Annotated in this window: 14 protein-coding genes; 9 read left to right on the top strand and 5 right to left on the bottom strand. The window is 49.0% G+C overall.

What is annotated here, in order from left to right; all coding sequences use genetic code 11:
• The first annotated feature begins 8 nt into the window (after positions 1-8).
• Positions 9-422: a DoxX family protein gene (locus tag WJM45_RS19455; protein ID WP_341326672.1), complete on the top strand. Its 414-nt coding sequence runs from the start codon at positions 9-11 to the stop codon at positions 420-422.
• A 306-nt stretch (positions 423-728) separates the two neighbouring features.
• Here the strand turns inward: WJM45_RS19455 and WJM45_RS19450 are convergent, their stop codons facing one another.
• Positions 729-1,304, bottom strand: a complete 576-nt coding sequence (locus WJM45_RS19450) for a carboxymuconolactone decarboxylase family protein (RefSeq protein ID WP_341326671.1) — start codon at positions 1,302-1,304, stop codon at positions 729-731.
• 17 nt (positions 1,305-1,321) lie between these two features.
• Between WJM45_RS19450 and WJM45_RS19445 the strand changes: the two genes are divergently transcribed.
• Positions 1,322-1,471 (top strand): hypothetical protein, encoded by a 150-nt coding sequence (locus WJM45_RS19445; protein ID WP_341326670.1) that lies wholly within the window; start codon positions 1,322-1,324, stop codon positions 1,469-1,471.
• The gene (locus WJM45_RS19440) at positions 1,459-2,334 is read left to right on the top strand and encodes an AraC family transcriptional regulator (protein WP_341326669.1); all 876 of its coding nucleotides are present in this window, start codon (positions 1,459-1,461) and stop codon (positions 2,332-2,334) included. Before WJM45_RS19445 ends, WJM45_RS19440 begins: the two co-directional genes overlap by 13 nt.
• Before the next feature lie 424 nt (positions 2,335-2,758).
• Here WJM45_RS19440 and WJM45_RS19435 read toward each other — a convergent pair whose 3' ends face one another.
• The 3 genes from WJM45_RS19435 to WJM45_RS19425 form a co-directional block, all read right to left on the bottom strand.
• A complete protein-coding gene (locus WJM45_RS19435) occupies positions 2,759-3,580 on the bottom strand; it encodes an ATP-binding protein (protein WP_341326668.1) in 822 nt (273 codons plus the stop codon).
• Positions 3,581-3,751: 171 nt separating this feature from the next.
• Positions 3,752-5,722 (bottom strand): multicopper oxidase domain-containing protein, encoded by a 1,971-nt coding sequence (locus WJM45_RS19430; RefSeq protein ID WP_341326667.1) that lies wholly within the window; start codon positions 5,720-5,722, stop codon positions 3,752-3,754.
• 145 nt (positions 5,723-5,867) lie between these two features.
• On the bottom strand, positions 5,868-6,359 hold the full coding sequence (locus tag WJM45_RS19425) for a dihydrofolate reductase (RefSeq protein WP_341326666.1): 492 nt from the start codon (positions 6,357-6,359) through the stop codon (positions 5,868-5,870).
• Positions 6,360-6,417: 58 nt separating this feature from the next.
• Between WJM45_RS19425 and WJM45_RS19420 the strand changes: the two genes are divergently transcribed.
• From WJM45_RS19420 to WJM45_RS19410, 3 genes are all read left to right on the top strand, one after another.
• Positions 6,418-7,455 (top strand): asparaginase domain-containing protein, encoded by a 1,038-nt coding sequence (locus tag WJM45_RS19420; protein WP_341326665.1) that lies wholly within the window; start codon positions 6,418-6,420, stop codon positions 7,453-7,455.
• 595 nt (positions 7,456-8,050) lie between these two features.
• The gene (locus tag WJM45_RS19415; protein ID WP_341326664.1) at positions 8,051-11,326 is read left to right on the top strand and encodes a chemotaxis protein CheB; all 3,276 of its coding nucleotides are present in this window, start codon (positions 8,051-8,053) and stop codon (positions 11,324-11,326) included.
• Between the two features lie 13 nt (positions 11,327-11,339).
• A complete protein-coding gene (locus WJM45_RS19410) occupies positions 11,340-12,380 on the top strand; it encodes a PAS domain-containing protein (protein WP_341326663.1) in 1,041 nt (346 codons plus the stop codon).
• On the opposite strand, the gene WJM45_RS19405 is transcribed toward WJM45_RS19410, so the two are convergent.
• Complete coding sequence (locus tag WJM45_RS19405) at positions 12,343-13,674, bottom strand: ISNCY family transposase (protein WP_341325811.1); 1,332 nt, start codon at positions 13,672-13,674, stop codon at positions 12,343-12,345. The genes WJM45_RS19410 and WJM45_RS19405 overlap by 38 nt on opposite strands.
• A 51-nt stretch (positions 13,675-13,725) precedes the next feature.
• Here WJM45_RS19405 and WJM45_RS19400 point away from each other — a divergent pair, with 51 nt between their 5' ends.
• The 3 genes from WJM45_RS19400 (at position 13,726) to WJM45_RS19390 (ending at position 17,953) form a co-directional block, all read left to right on the top strand.
• Positions 13,726-15,045, top strand: coding sequence for an EAL domain-containing protein (locus WJM45_RS19400; RefSeq protein ID WP_341328981.1), 1,320 nt, complete (start codon positions 13,726-13,728; stop codon positions 15,043-15,045).
• Between the two features lie 628 nt (positions 15,046-15,673).
• Entirely contained in the window at positions 15,674-16,837 is a 1,164-nt protein-coding gene (locus tag WJM45_RS19395; RefSeq protein WP_341326662.1) for an ABC transporter permease, read from the top strand.
• A gap of 348 nt (positions 16,838-17,185) precedes the next feature.
• On the top strand, positions 17,186-17,953 hold the full coding sequence (locus WJM45_RS19390; RefSeq protein WP_341326661.1) for an ATP-binding cassette domain-containing protein: 768 nt from the start codon (positions 17,186-17,188) through the stop codon (positions 17,951-17,953).
• Positions 17,954-18,127: the final 174 nt, after the last annotated feature.

The following is an 18,127-nucleotide window of genomic DNA, read 5'->3' as shown; positions in this document are numbered from 1 at the left end:
TTTTGACCATGACCGACCTCATAAAATCTGCCGAAAACACTTGCACAATCTGCCCGATTTCCGCCCTTAGCAAGCATCTATGCGCTCTAACCGACCGGCTTTCGCGCTGGTTTGATCATCATTTGCATGACTTGGCGCCGATCTTTCTTCGCCTGTTGCTGGCCTACGAATTTGGCGAAGCCGGCCTGGAAAAGCTCCACGGCGAAAACTGGTTCTCCGATTTGAACTTTCCGTTTCCGTTCTGCTTATTGCCCGCCGATCTGAATTGGTCCTTGTCCACCGGCCTGGAAATCATCGCACCCATCGCCCTGATTCTGGGATTCATGATCCGCTTTTTCAGTGCGGCATTGATGATGTTGACCGTGGTTGCCATCGCCGCCGTGCATTGGCCCGCCGAATGGCATAGCTTGGCCGAGCTATGACAAGGCTATGCCATCACCGATCGAGGCTATGGTAATTACAAATTGCCGCTGATGTATCTATTCATGCTGGGTGCATTGGTGTTTAGCGGCAGCGGGCGAATGGGAATCGATGCTTGGCTAAAAAACCGGACATGTTCAAAATTGGAATGCGGCCGGCAATAATTTCCGAATTTGGTACAGGCTTCAGCCGCAATAAAAACCTGAGCACGAATCATTTTAATAGGTAGACGCGGATCGTTCCGAACCTGCCCATGCTATGTTATTTCGCGACCGTCCTTGGCCTCATTAGTTATCGAGTTATCCAGCCTATTGTTGGCTGCTGCATGGCACCGGCTCTTGCCAGGCTTCGGCCTCGAATGCGGCATCCAACGGCGTTTCGATGATATGATTACTGTAGTTGCTGAGGGTTTTAAAGGTCACGCCCAACACCACTTCCAACACTTGGGCTCGACTGTAACCGGCAGCGATAAAATCATCGAGCGCTTTGCCGCTAACAAAGCCGCGATTTTTTACCACGGTACGCGTAAAACTTGCCAAAGCCTCCAACTTGCTATCCGGCAATGGCTGCAAGTTTCTGATGGCATCAACAATAGCTGGATCGGTCTTGACCATCTGTTTGGCAATCATTGAATGCGCTGCGACACAATAAGTGCACTGGTTTTCAGCACTGGCGATCAGCAGTACGACTTGTCTTTCCGTGGGGCTCAATGACGTTTGATCAAACAATGCCGTTAGCTCGATATAGGCTTTCAATGCTGCCGGAGCTTCCGCCAAACCACCGTGTAGATTAGGTATGAAACCGTATTTTTTTAACGATCCTTCCAGCAGGGGTTGTGCAATGGCAGGCGCCGTCTGGATAGAATGAATTTTGAAATGGGACATTGCGAATTCCTATGACGTTGAAAAATTACAAAGGGTTTGCCGGCGATGCCGATCCTGTCGGTTATCGTTACGACAAGAACAGATTAAACCAATCGTATGAGACATCCCATGCTTGTCATTCCGGCATCCTTGTCCGATTTTCCGGGAACGCGCAATGGATGCATTAACCCCGTTGATCAAGGGTTTGAATCTGCATGCAAAACTGGTTTATTCCGGTGGCGTGTGCGGACACTGGTTGATGGATCACAATTCCGAGACATCGGTGTGGTTTCATCTGGTCAGTAAGGGACAGGGCTTCGTGTATTCGCCGCGTTGGCGATTCCCATTGGCGTTGAATACCGGTGATCTGATATTGTTTCTGCCTCACGCTGACCGACATTTTTTGTCGTACAGTCCGGAGCATTTACCGGACAATGCTCAAGACACCCACTTGACATCCTGGCTGGAAGGCGAAGCGGCTTTTGTTTGCGGCGAAATCGAGCTGGCTGCCCCCAAATCGGCTTTATGGCAGGCCTTGCCCGCCGAAGTAGTGATCCGGCAGAACCAGGCTGGAAGCATTCTGCCCCGCTTGATTGAATTGATCATCGGCGAAACTTCGGCGCAACGCTTCGGTTGTGAGTCGGTTGTCGAACGTTTGTGCGACGGCATATTCGTGTTAGTGATCCGTCACTGTATAGAGGAAGGCCTTGTGCAAGAAGGCGTTTTTGCGGCCATGCGGGACAAGCGGTTAGCGACAGCGTTGAGCTTGATTCATCAGCAGCCTTGGCATGCTTGGACGCTCAACAAGCTGTGCACCCGTGCCGGTATTTCCAAATCGGTATTGTCGGAGAAATTCAGCGCGCTGATTGGTCACTCGCCGATTGAATATCTGACGATTTGGCGCTTGCAAATCGCCGCTCACTGGCTGATGGAACCGGACATGAGTGTGGAACATGTGGCGGAAAGAAGCGGTTACGAATCGGTGCCAGCCTTTAGTAAAGCCTTTAAGCGCCATTTTGGCGTTGCGCCTGGCTCCTTTAGACGCGGATAGAAACCTTAAAATGCTTATTCGAAACGGATAGTGTTATTTTCTAAAGGTCAGGGATTATATCGAAAGCGGCTATTCAAAAGATTGATTCACCGTTATAGTGAATGTCCGCTTTTGGCCGGATGTCGCCTGTGATATTCTCGAAAAATTGTCGGTTCGAATGTCAGCTATACAGTACTTCAACCTTCGACAAGGTTCGGTTAAAAATTGGTTTTTATTGGCGTCAACAATCAATGAAATTTTTGACACGGCCAAACGTTAACTTTTCAACACCGGATTCAGAATACCCCAATTTTTTAAGCCGGTATTGCTAAGAACCGACCATACCATAGGCCGCGGCTACTGAAAAATGTGAACGCCGTTTTCCGCATCAATCTTCGAGAGTAACGGATATTGAAAACGGGATTTTGGGAACCCGATATAACGGCTATTTATGCCACCGGGCCTTCATGTAGTCCATTGCTTCCTGCACATTGAGCTCTCGAGTACCGCCGCCGGTTCTCAAATAAAGCTTCGGGTTGTTACCTTGTTGAATGAAGACAGGGCGTGTTGACGGCAGCACGATCAATCGGCAAATATCCAGTCCTTCGAGTTCATGATAGACAACCCGAACGAATTGACAGATATCGGCGCCGATATTCGACGCGATCATGGTCATAATCAGTTGCTCATATCCATCACGGCCGGGTTTTTTCAACGTTTGATAATCCTGGTCTAAACCCAGGATTTCGCCCTCGTCGGATACCCCGATCAATAGTGTACCGCCTTGTCCGTTCATAAAGCCGGCCAAGGTCTTGATCACGACGCCTTCGAGCGCACGATTAACTCGATTTTCAACGATGTCCCAACGCAGTGACGATTTAAATTCCAAATACGGATTTTCTCCCTGCTTGATCAGCGCTTCTAAATCCTTGTCCAGCTCATGGGTAAGCTGTTGAATTTGCAGCCAACGACGATGCATGACATTGTAAAGTAACGCGGTAATACAGCCTAAACTAGCTCCGACGAATGCATAAAAAGTTGTTTTCATCGGAGTCTTGCCCCCCAGCGAATTCATCAATTCACCGGTCACATATCGAATCACATTCGCTGCATCGGGCCGGTAGCGTTCATGTTCGAAGTAATAAACGAATTCGTTGATCGGGTATAAAAAGAAAAAGCCAATCAGGGCACCGAGCAAGGCAGCCGTAAAATATAAAACAACCCAATGCCGGGTACGAAATAAAACTAAACTGGTCAGAAACTGCATAGTGGAATTAAATTGGAATTGTATAAATTCGTTAGCCCTTCGAGTTAATACGCCACCTCGACTGCCGGTTCCCGGCGCAGTCTACCGCTTACATCCATGTAAGCGTCTTCGACAAGGGGAAGATGAGTACCAAAAAATCATGCCGGATCTTGGTTAATCCGGCAGCCCAGTCTATTCAACCAAGAACTGCCGCATCATGCCCAAGTTTTCATGCTCCAGATTATGACAGTGGTATAAGAACAGGCCTTTAAAATCTTGGAAGGGCTTGGCAATTTCCACTTCTTCGCCGGGCATGACCAAGACGGTATCCTTCCAACCGCTATCGATGAAACCGTCTTTGACGGTCTCATAACCCTTCGAACCCATCGGACCGATTTTTCTCGATAGAATTTGGTATTGTTGACCGTGTAAATGAATCGGATGCGCCATCGATAGATTCATGCCGCCCATCATACCCATACCTTCTCCCTCTTCCATACCACCGCCCATTTGCATGTCGGTATCGCCACCGTGCTGCATCCCACGCATACCGCGACCCATGCCCATTCCGCCTTCATGATCGGCTTGTTGTGCATCGCCGTCATGTTGCATACCGCCCATCATGCCCATACCGCCGCCATGGCGCATGCCTCCCATCTTACCCATGCCGCCGCGGCCATGACCGCCTTGCATCGACTCTCCTTCTTGTTTATCGGCGCCATGCTCCATCTGCATTGCCGAATCTGCTTTCGGTTTAGCATCGTGCTCCATTTTGGCATCGCCGTGCCGACCGCCTCCGGGGCCATGATCATGAAAGATTTTGATTTTTTTGATCGAACCCAATTTAACCTTTTCAAAATCGAACACATGATCCATCGTAAACGATTTGCCGTTCAGTTGCGGCCGCATCGGTTTTTCAGAGATCCCGATCGGAATCGGTTTAGCGGCATTATCGACGTGTTGTTCGGTCAAACGTTCGAAGGCGACCAATTTGGCCGGTAGCTTGGGCGAGTCTTCGGCTGTTGCGGTGACATTGAAGGTCGCGACGGCAAATTTAGCGCCCTGCGCCAAGCCGCCCGACATCATTCCGCCGCCCATCATGCCCATGCCGCGGGTTTCGTTTGCCGGGTCATTCTCCTCCATGCCGCCATGATCGCTTTGCATGCCGTGCATGCGTTCATACATCGGCGGCATCGCACCGGTATACGGCAAACTATACATAACGAGCTTCGACCCGACTTCGCGCCCGCTAAAGTCGAGCCAAAGATCGATCCTCTCGCCAGGCGCCAGCATGATGTAAGGGCGCGTTTCCGGCTTTTCCAGTAAATGGGCGTCGGTGCCGATCGCAGTCAACGGCGTACCGTCATCCCAACCTAATTTATAGATTCTGGAATTGGAACCGTTTAAGGCCCTAAACCGGTAAGCCCGCGTCTTGACCGAGAACTCGGTATCCTCCTTGCCGTTAACGATAATTTTATCGCCGAGAAAACCCATCATTTTGTCGTGCATGCCATGCACATACCGTAGTTGGTTATTGGCATCGAAGCGCCTGTCTTGCAGCACTAACGGAACATCGTATTCGCCGCTGGGCAGTCCCAAGGCTTTTTCAGTATTGTCGGTGACTTTAATCAACCCAGCTAAGCCGAAATAGACTTGATCGCCAGTGACTTCATGCGCATGCGAATGATAAAAACTGGTTCCGGCAGGGTTCAAGACTTCGAATTCATACACATATTGCTCGCCAGGACCTATCGTATACATCGGATGCCCGTCGCTGGCTTGCGGTACATGCAGTCCGTGCCAATGAATGATCGATGGTTCGCTTAGCCGGTTACGATAATAAACCCTGACTTTTTGGCCTTTGACCAGATTCATCACAGGCCCCAAAAAATTATCGCCGAGGTCCTGCAAGGTATCCTTAGGGCCTTTCAATAGCTTGCCATAATATTTTTGTACTTTTGACTTCTCCCCATTGCTTAGAATAGGCACGAAAGCGTTACGCGAGGTAAATTCGATTTCGACATCGGGGTTGAAGTCGGGGGAGGGCTCGCTCTTGATTTGTTTCATCGCCGCGGCGCTAATGCCGGGCAAGGAAGCTGCGGCCACGCCGAAAAACGAATATTGTAAAAACTGACGTCTTTGTTGATTGATTAGTTTTGTCATTGTTCCTTCCTCTTTTTTGTAATTATATTTTGCCGAACGAATGCATGATTACAATTTCTCTAAACAGCATGGTCTTGTCGCCACCGTCGTGTTCGTTGTGATTTAAAATCCGATCATGAGGGAACTGATGACCGGTTGAATCCGCCTATTTTTTTATTCTTTCCAACTTCACAAAACTGTACCCGAAGGAAACGTCCGGGTCATTGTGAATATCCTCACGATGCGTTTCCAACCAATGATTATTGTCGATTTCCGGAAAAAAAGTATCGCCTTCGAACGCACGCCTAACCTCGGTTAGGTATAGGTAATCGGCAACCGGCAGCATGGCCTCGTAAAATGTCGCTCCGCCGATCACGAAAATTTCGTTATGATTACGGCAACTTTCCATCGCGCTTTCGATATCGTTATATACCTCGCAGCCCGAAGGACGGTAATCGGGATTACGCGTAATAACGATATTGATCCGTCCCGGCAACGGCCTGCCGATCGACTCGTACGTTTTACGGCCCATCAATATCGGCGATCCCATCGTGATGGACTTGAATTTTTTCAGGTCCGCGGATAAATGCCACGGCAAGCGGTTATCGATACCGATCGCGCGATTACTAGACATGGCGACGATTAGAGATATTTTCATTTTGTTAAAAAAAGGTCTTTGCTATTCTTGGAAGATTTGTTTCGGAATTCATCATACTATGAAAAACGTTTTGCTTGTATTTACCGGCGGCACGATCGGATCGGAGGCTTCCTGCGGCACGATCGCAACTTCCGTCAACGCGCCTTACCGTTTACTGCAGCTATTTGAACGACAGTATCCGGAACATTCACAAATCGACTTCACAACGATACGACCGGTTCAAATTTTAAGCGAAAATATTACACCTACCTTCTGGGAAACACTGATTAAAACCATCGAGGCAGAGCAACCCGAACGCTACGACGGCGTCATCGTCACGCACGGCACCGATACCTTAGCCTATACCGCCGCCGCGTTAAGTCTTTATTTCCATGCGCTAAACAAACCGATGCTGCTGGTATCGAGCGACCGTCCCCTTGATCATCCCGAGGCCAACGGCTTGAACAATTTTATCGCCGCGGTCGAATTCATCCGTCAGCGCCGCGAAACGGGCGTTTTCGTCCCTTATCGAAACCCGGGCGAATACACGCAAATTCATTTAGGCAGCCGGCTGGCTTCTTCGCTGCAACTCAGCGGCGATTTTATCAGCGTGCAAAACAAATGCTATTGCCGTTTCGAAAACGGCGTTTTTTCCGAGCCGCTCTTCATGCTTCAAAACAAAGCCGGCGCGGCTTTCGATTTAAAGCCGGATTTCTCGAGGCGCATCGCATTAATCAGGCCTTATCCGGGGTTGAATTACACGCTGTTTAATTTGGATGGCATCGACGCAGTATTGCACGACCTCTATCATTCCGGCACCGCCTGCGCTTCGATGCAGTGGGGTGCTGATTGGTCATTGCTGCCGTTTATCGAACGTTGCCGGGAACAGGGCATTCCGGTTTATCTAGCACCGTCGATACGATCCGATAGCGCCTACGAGAGTACGCGCCAATTACTCGAACGAGGCGCCGAAATGCTCTGGAATCTGTCGCTCGAATGCGCCTATGTGAAACTATTGATGGCTTACGGTAATTTTAGCGAAGACGAAATTACGGGGTTTATCGAAAGGGATATTGCCGGAGAACACTTTGCCTATGCAAAAAGCAATTCCGTATGACCCTATTTATTTCTCACATTAAAATTTCAATCCCGCAAAACCTTAAACCTAAGGTTCATGAAGGCCTGACCATCGCCCCGGCAAATGAAAGCGCGTGGCTTTGACGGAGCGCGGTCACTCGCCCGACAGGACGCCGTGAACCCAGCACCTAAATTATCCAAGATATACCTTTCACACTTCAAATTTCGGCAGTGCCGGAGGAGGCCTTGAGGTGCTCGGTAAAGGCTCGACGTCGGCTGTCCTTGCCGCCGACGCCTGTCGATCGAGCAACCGCCCCCTCTTCGGAACCGGCATTTGCGCTGTTCAGCGCCGTATATCGAAAATTTAGATAAAGAGTCCAAATCTACGAGCTTTCAAAGTTAAAGAACTTTTGACCCCGAAGAAGTGCTCTAATTATCTACTGTAAGTGAGAATGCCGGGGTTAAATACTCGCCCAAAAAACTGTGCCGTAGTCGTTTTGTTGGTTTGCAAAGGTTCCCATATAGATACAGACATGATTTTCAGGTTGCAAAAATCCGTATTTTTATTTCAACATTTGTATGCTTAAAATGTTAGTCTTAGCCGACCGATTAACCCTAACAACAATAATACAATAATGGAAAACGGCACTTCCTTCGAATCTACGGCGCCTTATATCGTCGGCATCGGCGCCTCGGCCGGCGGCCTTGAGGCTATCGAGTCATTCTTCAAGAAAATGCCGATCAATTCAGGACTCGCATTTGTCGTCGTCCAACATCTCTCTCCCGATTATAAAAGCCTGATGGCCGAATTACTGTCCAAGCATACCGAAATGCCCGTACATCGGATCGAGGATGGCATGGCAGTCAACCAGAACCATATTTACCTGATACCCCCGCGTCAAAACCTAACCATTTTTCACGGCAAGCTGTTGCTCAAAGAACAAGTTCGAAGCGAAGGTCTTAATTTGCCGGTTGATATCTTCTTGCGGTCTCTAGCCGAAGACGCGGGTAGCCACGCGATTGCGATTATTTTGTCCGGAACGGGCAGCGACGGCACGCGCGGCATTCGCGCAATCAAGGAACACGGCGGCATGGTGATGGTGCAAGACGAAGAATCCGCCAAATTCACCGGCATGCCGAACAACGCAACCGGAACCGGACTGGCCGATTTTATTCTGGCGCCGGACGAAATGCCGACGCAGTTATTATCCTTCATCAAACATCCTTATTCCGGCAGCTTGGAAACGGACATCATTCCACAAGGCGGAACCAGCATTACCCGCATCTTCGCGTTGCTTCGCGAAAAATGCAAAATCGATTTTACCTATTACAAACCCAGTACCGTGATGCGCCGTATCGAGAGGCGGGTCAGCATCAATCAACTTGCCGACTTGACCGACTATGTCCGGTTCATGGAAACGAACCAGCAAGAAATCAATACGCTCTATCAAGAGCTTTTGATCGGCGTGACCTGTTTTTTCCGGGACGAATTCGTTTTTCAAGAGTTCAATGAAAAATGGCTGCCTGAATCGATCGGTCGACTGCAAGGCGAAGACTTGCGTTTGTGGGTAACCGCTTGCTCGACTGGCGAAGAGGCTTATTCGCTGGCGATGTTACTCGCCGAATATCGTGAACAATCCGACCATTACTTTCGCATCAAAATATTCGCGACCGATATCGATCAAAGCGCTATCGAGAAAGCGAGCGCCGGTTTGTATCCTGAAAGCATTGCCGCCGATGTGCCTCCGGAACTGTTGAGCAAATACTTTTCACGAAAGGAAGACAATTTTCAAGTCACGCAAAAAATTAGGGAAATGGTGGTTTTCGCCCAACATAACCTGATCAAGGACCCGCCATTCACAAATATCCATATGATCAGTTGTAGAAACGTGCTGATTTATCTGCAGCCCGTTTTACAGAAAAAGATCCTGGAGTTATTCAATTTTTCGCTGACCAAGGACGGTTTGCTACTACTCGGCACCAGCGAAACGATCGGCGATATGGTCGATTATTTCGACTTTGTCAGTCCCAAAACCAAACTATACCGCTCCAAAGGTAAATACAAAGCAACCGGGCTGACACCTTTGGAGCCACGCCCAATTTCAGGCTCTATCTTTCAGCCTTCTTTCACAACGACTTTCAACCGTCCATCCATCAATCGTTTTTCCGAAGATCGAACGTTGGAGCGTTTCGTCAACGGCATTGCAGGTGATATTTTGCCGTTTACGATGCTTGTCAACGAAAACATGGAAATCTCGCATACCTTCGGTGAAGCCAGAGACTATTTATCCTATCCCAGCGGTAAGATCAGCAGCGACGTCACGAAAATCGTTATCAAGGACCTGGCCATACCCATTGCAACCGGTATCAATAAAGCGTTAAAAGGCACGAATGAAATCGTCTTATCCAATATACGCATTCACGGCCATGATCAATTAAGAACGGTTACGCTGACCGTCAAAAACTTGCCCGGCAAGAAAAGCCAGGAAAAATTGCTCGCGGTCATGATCAGCGAAACGACCGAGCCCAATAAGCCAAACTCGATCGAACCACTCACCTACGACGCCGACATGGATGCCCGGCAACGCATCAACGATTTAGAGCAGGAATTACAATTCACGCGAGAAAATCTACAAACGACGGTAGAGGAGCTGGAAACATCCAACGAAGAGCTGCAAGCCACCAATGAAGAACTGCTAGCCAGCAACGAAGAACTGCAAAGCACTAATGAGGAACTGCAATCGGTCAATGAAGAGCTGTACACCGTCAACGCCGAGTATCAAGGCAAGATCACCGAATTAACGCTGCTTAATAACGACTTGGATAATTTGTTCAATAGCACCAATATCGCGACGCTTTTTCTCGATGAAAATCTCGAAGTCAGGCGCTTCACCCACCAACTCGAATCGATATTCCATATCCGAGAAAACGATCTCGGCCGGCCCTTTTTTCATTTGTCGCATTCTGTTCTCGACTTCAACCTGGATGCAATCGTCAATGAGGTGTCCGAAAATCAAACGCCGTTCGAACAAGAATTGCAAACCGCCAACGGCGATTGGTATCTATTGCGCGTTTTGCCCTATGCCATATCCGACAATGTCTATGCCGGCATCATTCTGACCTTCATCGATATCGACCGGCTAAAACGCACCGAAACCGAGCTTAAGATACGCGAAAAAATGGAACGGGAACGCTTGGCCAATTTCGCGCTTTATTCCGACGACGCGATCACGCTGCAAGACTTGGAAGGCAACATCGTCACCTGGAACCGCGGCGCCGAAAAACTGTACGGGTGGACTGAACGGGAAGCGCTGGAAATGAAGTTTCAATCGCTTATGCCGTCTGCCGACATTTCGATCGCCGCTAAGCTGCAGCAAAAAAATCATCTAGGCGAAGCCGTGTCGCAATTCGAAGCTCGGCGTATTACCAAAAGCGGCAAGTTGATCGATGTTTCCGTCACGGCTTCGCTGCTCTATTCCGAAAGCCAAGGCAACGAATTGATCGCCTTGACCGAACGCGATATCAGCGCACATCTGACGGCGGTCAAAAACGATTGCGTAAGTTGCCTTCAACGCCTTGCTTCGCTCGTGATGGATACCGAGGAAGCATTGCTTCTACTGGACCCACAAGGAAAAATAACCGCATGGAACAAAGGCGCCGAGAATTTATACGGATGGCAAAAACAAGAAGCCATAGGCCGTAATATCGCAGACCTAACGCCCGAATCCGGCAGAACGCAAATACAGCATTTTATCGCCGGATTGACTCTGGGTTGCTCGGCCCCGCAAACCCTATTGACCCGAAGAGTCACCAAAGATCATCTAGAATTAGCCATCAAAATAAGCGCATCGGTTCTCGGAGATCACGCCGGAGAAGCGCTTTTGATTGCGGTCAGCGAACAACGACACTAAACCGGCACGCAAGATGAAGAAAAAACCAGCGGATATCGACAATTTAAGACATGAAGCGGAATCCTTAATCAATTTCGAGCCGGTCAATCTCGATGCGGTTTCGCCGCATGATCTGCAGACGCTATTTCACGAACTGAACGTGCATCAAATCGAACTGCGCATGCAGAACGAGCAGCTTGTAGAAGCGCAGCAACAACTCATTGCGTCGAGAAACGACTTCATTAAACTGTTCGACCTAGCGCCGGTAGGTTATTTAAGACTGGATGAAAAAGGACGCATTTTGCAGTCGAATCGGACCGTGCAAGAAATGCTCGGTAAAAACCATAGCGAATTACGCGATAAATTTCTAGCCGCTTTTATTCATGCCGACGATTTGAGTATTTTTAACGCACGTTACAGCGCGTTTTATAAAAAACCGGACGGAAAGCACATCGAGGTGAGGTTGCTCGATATGCACAAAAAGCCCATTTACGTTGAACTCAGCGGACGCCTGATAAAAAACCAAGCCGGCGCGAGCGCCGATTTCAACCAAGATTGTTTACTAGTCAATATCATTGCGATCGGCGAACGCAAAAAAATGGAAGCGCAATTAGAACTTGCCGCGAAAGTATTCGAGCATAGCCAGGAAGGCATCATGATTACCGCACCCGATACGACCATTCTTAAGATAAATCTCGCTTTTACTGCGGTAACGGGCTACAAACCGGCCGAAGTCATCGGTCGAACGCCCAAAACCCTCTCCTCGGGACGACAAGGTCCGGCGTTTTACCGCGATATGTGGCAAAAAATCAACAAGGAAGGCTGCTGGCAAGGCGAAATCTGGAACCGTAGAAAAAATGGAGATTTATACGCCGAATGGCTAAGTATTTGCCGCATCAATGATAAATTCGGTCGCGTCAGTCATTATATCGGTATCTTCTCCGACTTCACGCTGCGCAAACTCAATGAGAAGCAAATCGAACAATTGGCTTATTTCGACAGCAATTCTCAATTTAAGCAGATAACCATAAGAGCTCTCAGTGTGGAATGGGGATATTCAAGCCATCAAGCATAAATTCCATCAAATGTTGCCAGCTATCAAAACAAAAATAGCGGGTGAGCGCCCTTAAATCGTTAAAAAACGTCTTGCGGCTGGACAATTCTTCACGCAGCAAGCGATAGCATTGATCGAACCATTGCAACAACGTATGAACCAGAAAAGCTAGAATGATCAGGCTGGCTAACAAGGCCGCGAGGTGCTTTTTACCGTGCCCGAAGTTATGCGCGAAGTTATATCCCTTGGTTTTCAATGTGTTGTTATTTTCGTTTTCGATCTTCCAGCGCGTACGACCGGCGCTGACGATATCGGCCACATTATGCGCGCCTAATGCGTAATCCGTGGCGAACGCATTGCGGTAAACGATATGACCTTGTTCATCGATGACCTCAATTTCGCACCAATTCACCAATAGGGCATCGTCGCTGTCGCGCAACGGCACTTGCTGAGCGATGCGGTAACGCTCGGTCAGTCGTTGCTTGCCTGTCCAGCGGCGTTTTTCGATCACTTCAACCTGCCCGAGCCGCTGAAAATCCTCCACCCACTCGTAGAGGGTTTTATGGGATTCCGGTTTGCACACCAGAATGAAATGCCGACCCTGTTGCTTGAGGTATTCGCAAAAAGGCTGTTTGCAATATAAATCGTCGCCTAAAAACGTCACGTTCGCCGGCAGGTGGCCGCCTTCGCGCTCCAACCAGCGCCGCGCGGCTGCCAGTTCATAATCTTGCTTATCGCTTCCGTCTTGCGGTGCGATAAATTCGGGTGCCAACGGAATGACATCCGCTTGATGTGGCGAAACGATTACCGGGGTAACTGCGCTGTGAGCATAGTGGATAGCACCGTTCTTGAGTGTCTTCGTTGAGCAGCAGGCGCAATGAATCTTCTGCGAACTAAAATACTCCACCCCATCCAAGGCCACCAGCACGCTATCACCCAGCACTTGGAACTCTTTGAGTTTGCCTTGCGCTTCCAATGCCTGCAGCACCCATCGGTACAGTGGCCATAGGGCGTCGGGTGACACCGCATCCAGCAGATTCCGAATCTGGTTGTCACTCGGAATTTGGTAGACTCCAAACAAACTCTGTGCGTTATTCTTGCCGCGCTCTTTTTGCATCGTCCGCTGATGATCCAGAAACGAGGGTGATTGCATAAAAAACACCGAAAAGGCGCTCAGTGCTGCATCGACCATACTGTATTTCTGGTAAACACCAGTCCCACTGCGACCGTCGGGCAAGGTTTCGAAGACTTGCCTGATTCGCTCGATCAAGCGAGCTTGCGTGAATTGTTCTTTTTCTTTAAAAGGGTAAGCCATCGTCCGTGTACGGATATGAAAAAATCAGCCCAGTTTACCAGCATGGGCTAAATTGAGAACTGCTGTTATTTCGATACATTGACCGAACTACCGAATCGCGCTTTATTGAACGACCGGCTCAAGCAAGGCATCGTTCAAGCGGTACGCCATAAACTATGGCTTTCGGTGTTTTTTCTTGATCTGGATCGTTTCAAAATACTCAACGATACCCTCGGGCATTTTGCGGGCGACTTATTGTTGCAAAATGTGGCCAAACGCCTCAGAAGCTGCGTGCGAGAAAGCGACACGGTCGCGCGTTTCGGCGGCGACGAATTCGTTATTTTATTGACCGATTTCGTCGACGAACAGAGTGCGGCACAGCACAGCGCCGAAATCGCCAAAAAAATACTCGACGTGTTATCGCAACCTTTCGATTTATCCGGCAACCAGTTCATCACGTCGGGCAGTATCGGGTTCACGCTATTTCCGAAAGACGGCTCATCGGTCGATGAGCTGATCAAAAACGCCGATACCGCAATGTACCAAGCAAAAGCTTCGGGACGCAATAATTACCAACACTTCTCCGACAGCATGCGCTCCGATGCGCTCACTCGCAGCACACTGGAAAACGATCTGCATCATGCCCTGCCCAACCAAGAATTGGTCGTATATTATCAACCTTTGATCGACTTACAAACAACACCGAATCAAATTATCGGTTTCGAAGCTTTATTACGTTGGAATCACCCGAGAAAAGGACTGATTTCACCCGATGACTTTATTCCGATTGCCGAAGAAACCGGTATGATCGTTGCCATCGGCGAATGGGTCTTAAAAACTGCGTGCAAGCAATTCAAGATTTGGCGCGATCAAGGCCAGCCGCAATTAAAAAAAATTTGTGTCAATCTATCGGCGCGTCAATTTTTGCAAAATGACTTAGCGCATTCGATCTGGCAGTGTCTGGATAGCACCGGACTTGACGCCAGGTTTTTGGAGATTGAAATCACCGAAACCGTCATGATGCAACATATGTCGGAAGTGATACGAGTTTTGCAGCAATTGATGCAAATGGGCGTAACCGTATCGTTGGACGATTTCGGCACCGGTTATTCCTCGTTAACGTATCTTAAAAAATTTCCGATCAATTCGCTCAAGATCGACCGCTCCTTTGTCCGGGACATTTTGAACGACCCGGACGATAAAGTGATTGTCCATTCGATTATTTTGATTGCTCGCCAGATGCGCCTGGAAATAATTGCCGAAGGCATTGAAAATAACGAACAAGCCACCTACTTGATGCAAGCGGGTTGCCGTTTCGGACAAGGCTTTTTATATTCCAAGCCGCTTCCCGCCGATGGATTGATTGATTTATTTCCGTTGCTCGACTATTGACCGTCCCGATCCTTTTTTCGAGCGCGACGCGACCGGCTGGTAATTTATCACTCAAAATGAATTGCACTTGTTAGTTGAATCCGCGTTGCGTATAAAGGCAAGAGAGCATGAGAACGATGAAATAACTTCCAGGAGTGTAATTATTCACTCCCCTATCGTTCCCACGCTCCAGCGTGGGGAATGCAGCCCCAGACGCTCTAGCGTCTCGTAGCGCTGGAGCGGTACTCAGGTATTCCCACGCAGAGCACTCATCGTTATACACAAGTATCGGTAAACTTGCTAAACAGAGGTCATCGTATACCTGAGAACGGTGTTGTTTGATAAATCTGCGGATATTGAACATCAGTGGCTTCGAAATCGCGACGAAGGCGTCGCTCCCACAAGGGGGCGGATGCTCTGTGGGAGCGATCCCCAGATCGCGATCTCGAGGTCGAAAGTGTTAAGTAACAATAAATGGTATCGAAGACTCATTAGCTAAGATTGCAAAACGGTAATTTTTGACTTATGTATAACGATGAGCGCAGAGCATGGGAACGTAAATGGTCGTGGGACTGAATACTCACCCGGGAGTTATTTGTCATGAAGTCCTTATGTTTTTTCGGCCAAAAAATTTGTGGATAAACTTTTGATGAAAGCGACTACCGGCATGACAGATATAAAAGATATCTCGGACCATATCAAGTTTGAGCAAATCGATGCGGATACCTGGTCAATTCGCTTGGCCGGCAGTTGGATTCAAGGCGCTAATATAAAACCTGTCGAACAAGTGTTGGCGCAACTTGCCGCCGCCACACCCTCTGCGCGATTAAAGCTGCAAGCCGGCGATCTTGAGCGTTGGGACAGCCGCTTGCCGACGTATCTACTCGCAATCCTGGACTATTGCCAGGCCAAGCGCATTCAAGCCGACTTATCGGGCCTTCCGGAAGGCGTTCAAGGCCTACTCAAACTCGCTCGTGCAGTACCGGAACGAGCCGGCGATCGCCGTTCGGCGCAACAAACACCGGCCTTGGCTAAAATTGGCAAGATGGTGTTAAGCGGACTCGCCGACACCAAAGGGCTCGTTATATTTATCGGTGAAACGGTACAGGCCGGGATTTCGCTGATGCGAGGCAAGGCTCGATTTCGCGCCGTCGATTTATTTTTGTGTCTACAAGAGACAGGCCCCGGAGCCTTGGCGATCGTTACGCTGATCAGTTTATTGGTCGGCCTGATTCTCGCTTTCGTCGGCGCGGTGCAACTGGCGATGTTCGGCGCGCAAATTTTCATTGCCGATCTGGTTGGCTTGGGAACGGTACGCGAAATGGGCGCGTTGATGACGGCGGTCATTATGTCCGGCCGTACGGGAGCAGCCTATGCCGCGCAGTTGGGCACGATGAATGTCAACAGCGAAATAGACGCGCTCAAGACCATGGGTATATCGCCGATGGAATTTCTGGTGTTGCCGAGAATGTTGGCGTTAATCTTAATGCTGCCGTTACTGTGTATCTATGCCGACTTTATGGGTATACTCGGCGGAGCCATCGTTACTACCAACGCCTTCGATGTCTCCTTGATCCAATATTTTACTCAACTCAGCAAGGCCGTCGATCTCACCGACTTCAGCATAGGTTTATTCAAAAGCTTGGTCTTTGCGGTACTGATCGCCACTGCAGGCTGCATGCGAGGCATGCAATGCGGACGCAGCGCCTCGGCGGTCGGGGATGCCGCGACGGCCGCCGTCGTCAACAGCATCGTCTATATCGTCGTAGCCGACTCTATCATCACCTTGATCTGCAATCGACTGGGCATTTGAATACATTTCGGGGGTGCTGATGCAGCAGCACAATGTTTATAGCTTGTTTTTTATTACCATGAAGGGCATGAAGATAATGAAGGGAAGAAAATTGAGTGTTTTATGAACTGTCCCAATATCACAGATGAACTGAATAGATAAATTCAATGTAGTAATACAGCGTTTTCAAATCCCGTTAATGACTAAAAATATCAAAACAATGGCGGGGCTAGATTGCTGATGACATAGGCTGTTAAGGGTGAGTAACGCATTTAAATTGAAAATGCTGTATCTTCAAGTCCTTCATGCGCTTCATGGTAAAAAATACATGACATTTTTTGGAATCCGCCCCCCATTTCGGAACTCATCATGAACACACCTCATATCACGGTAAAAGACTTGACGATGGCTTACGGCGAATTCGTGATTCAGCGCGATTTGAATTTTACGATTAACCGAGGCGATGTTTTCGTTATCATGGGCGGCAGCGGTTGCGGCAAAAGCACACTGCTCAAACACTTAATCGGCCTTCAGCGACCGGCAGAGGGCGATATCATTTACGATCGGCAAAATTTTTGGCGCGCAAGCGATGCGGAACGCATTCGAATCTTGCGGCGCATAGGCGTGCTGTATCAAAGCGGCGCCTTATTCAGCTCGCTAACCTTGGCCGAAAATATTGCCTTGCCGCTCGGCGAATTTACCGATTTCAGCCGCACGGAAATCGCCGATATCGTTTCTTACAAACTCGCATTGGTAGGTCTTGCAGGTTTCGAAGACTATTATCCTTCCGAAATCAGCGGCGGCATGCAAAAACGGGCGGGGCTGGCCAGAGCGATGGCGCTCGACCCGGAAATACTGTTTTTCGATGAACCGTCTGCCGGACTCGACCCTGTCAGCGCAAGGCTTTTGGACGACCTGATCATCAATTTGAGCGATGCCTTAGGCACGACGATTGTCGTTGTTACCCACGAACTGGCCAGTATCTTTGCCATTGGCACGAACGCGGTGTTTCTCGACCCCGAAACCAAAACCATGCTGGCTACCGGATCACCCAAACACTTGCTGGCCGAATCCAAAGATTCCAAAATCATTCAATTCTTGACTCGAGGCGAGGGCAATGTCGAGACAACGCGTTAATATCAGCAATTCCCAATTTGGGGATCAAACAGGGTGTGGGGTATGCTTGGCGAGGATGTCGGCAGCAGGGAGCTGCCGTCAAGCCCCCATGGATGGGTTCACGGCGTTCCTCGACAGGGATACCCCTCACTCTAAATCCAGTGAGAATGCTCAAACTGGGAATTGCTGCGTTAA

Origin of the sequence: Methylotuvimicrobium sp. KM2 (assembly GCF_038051925.1) — a bacterium.
Taxonomy (GTDB): domain Bacteria; phylum Pseudomonadota; class Gammaproteobacteria; order Methylococcales; family Methylomonadaceae; genus Methylotuvimicrobium.
This window is presented reverse-complemented; position numbering and strand designations above follow the sequence as displayed.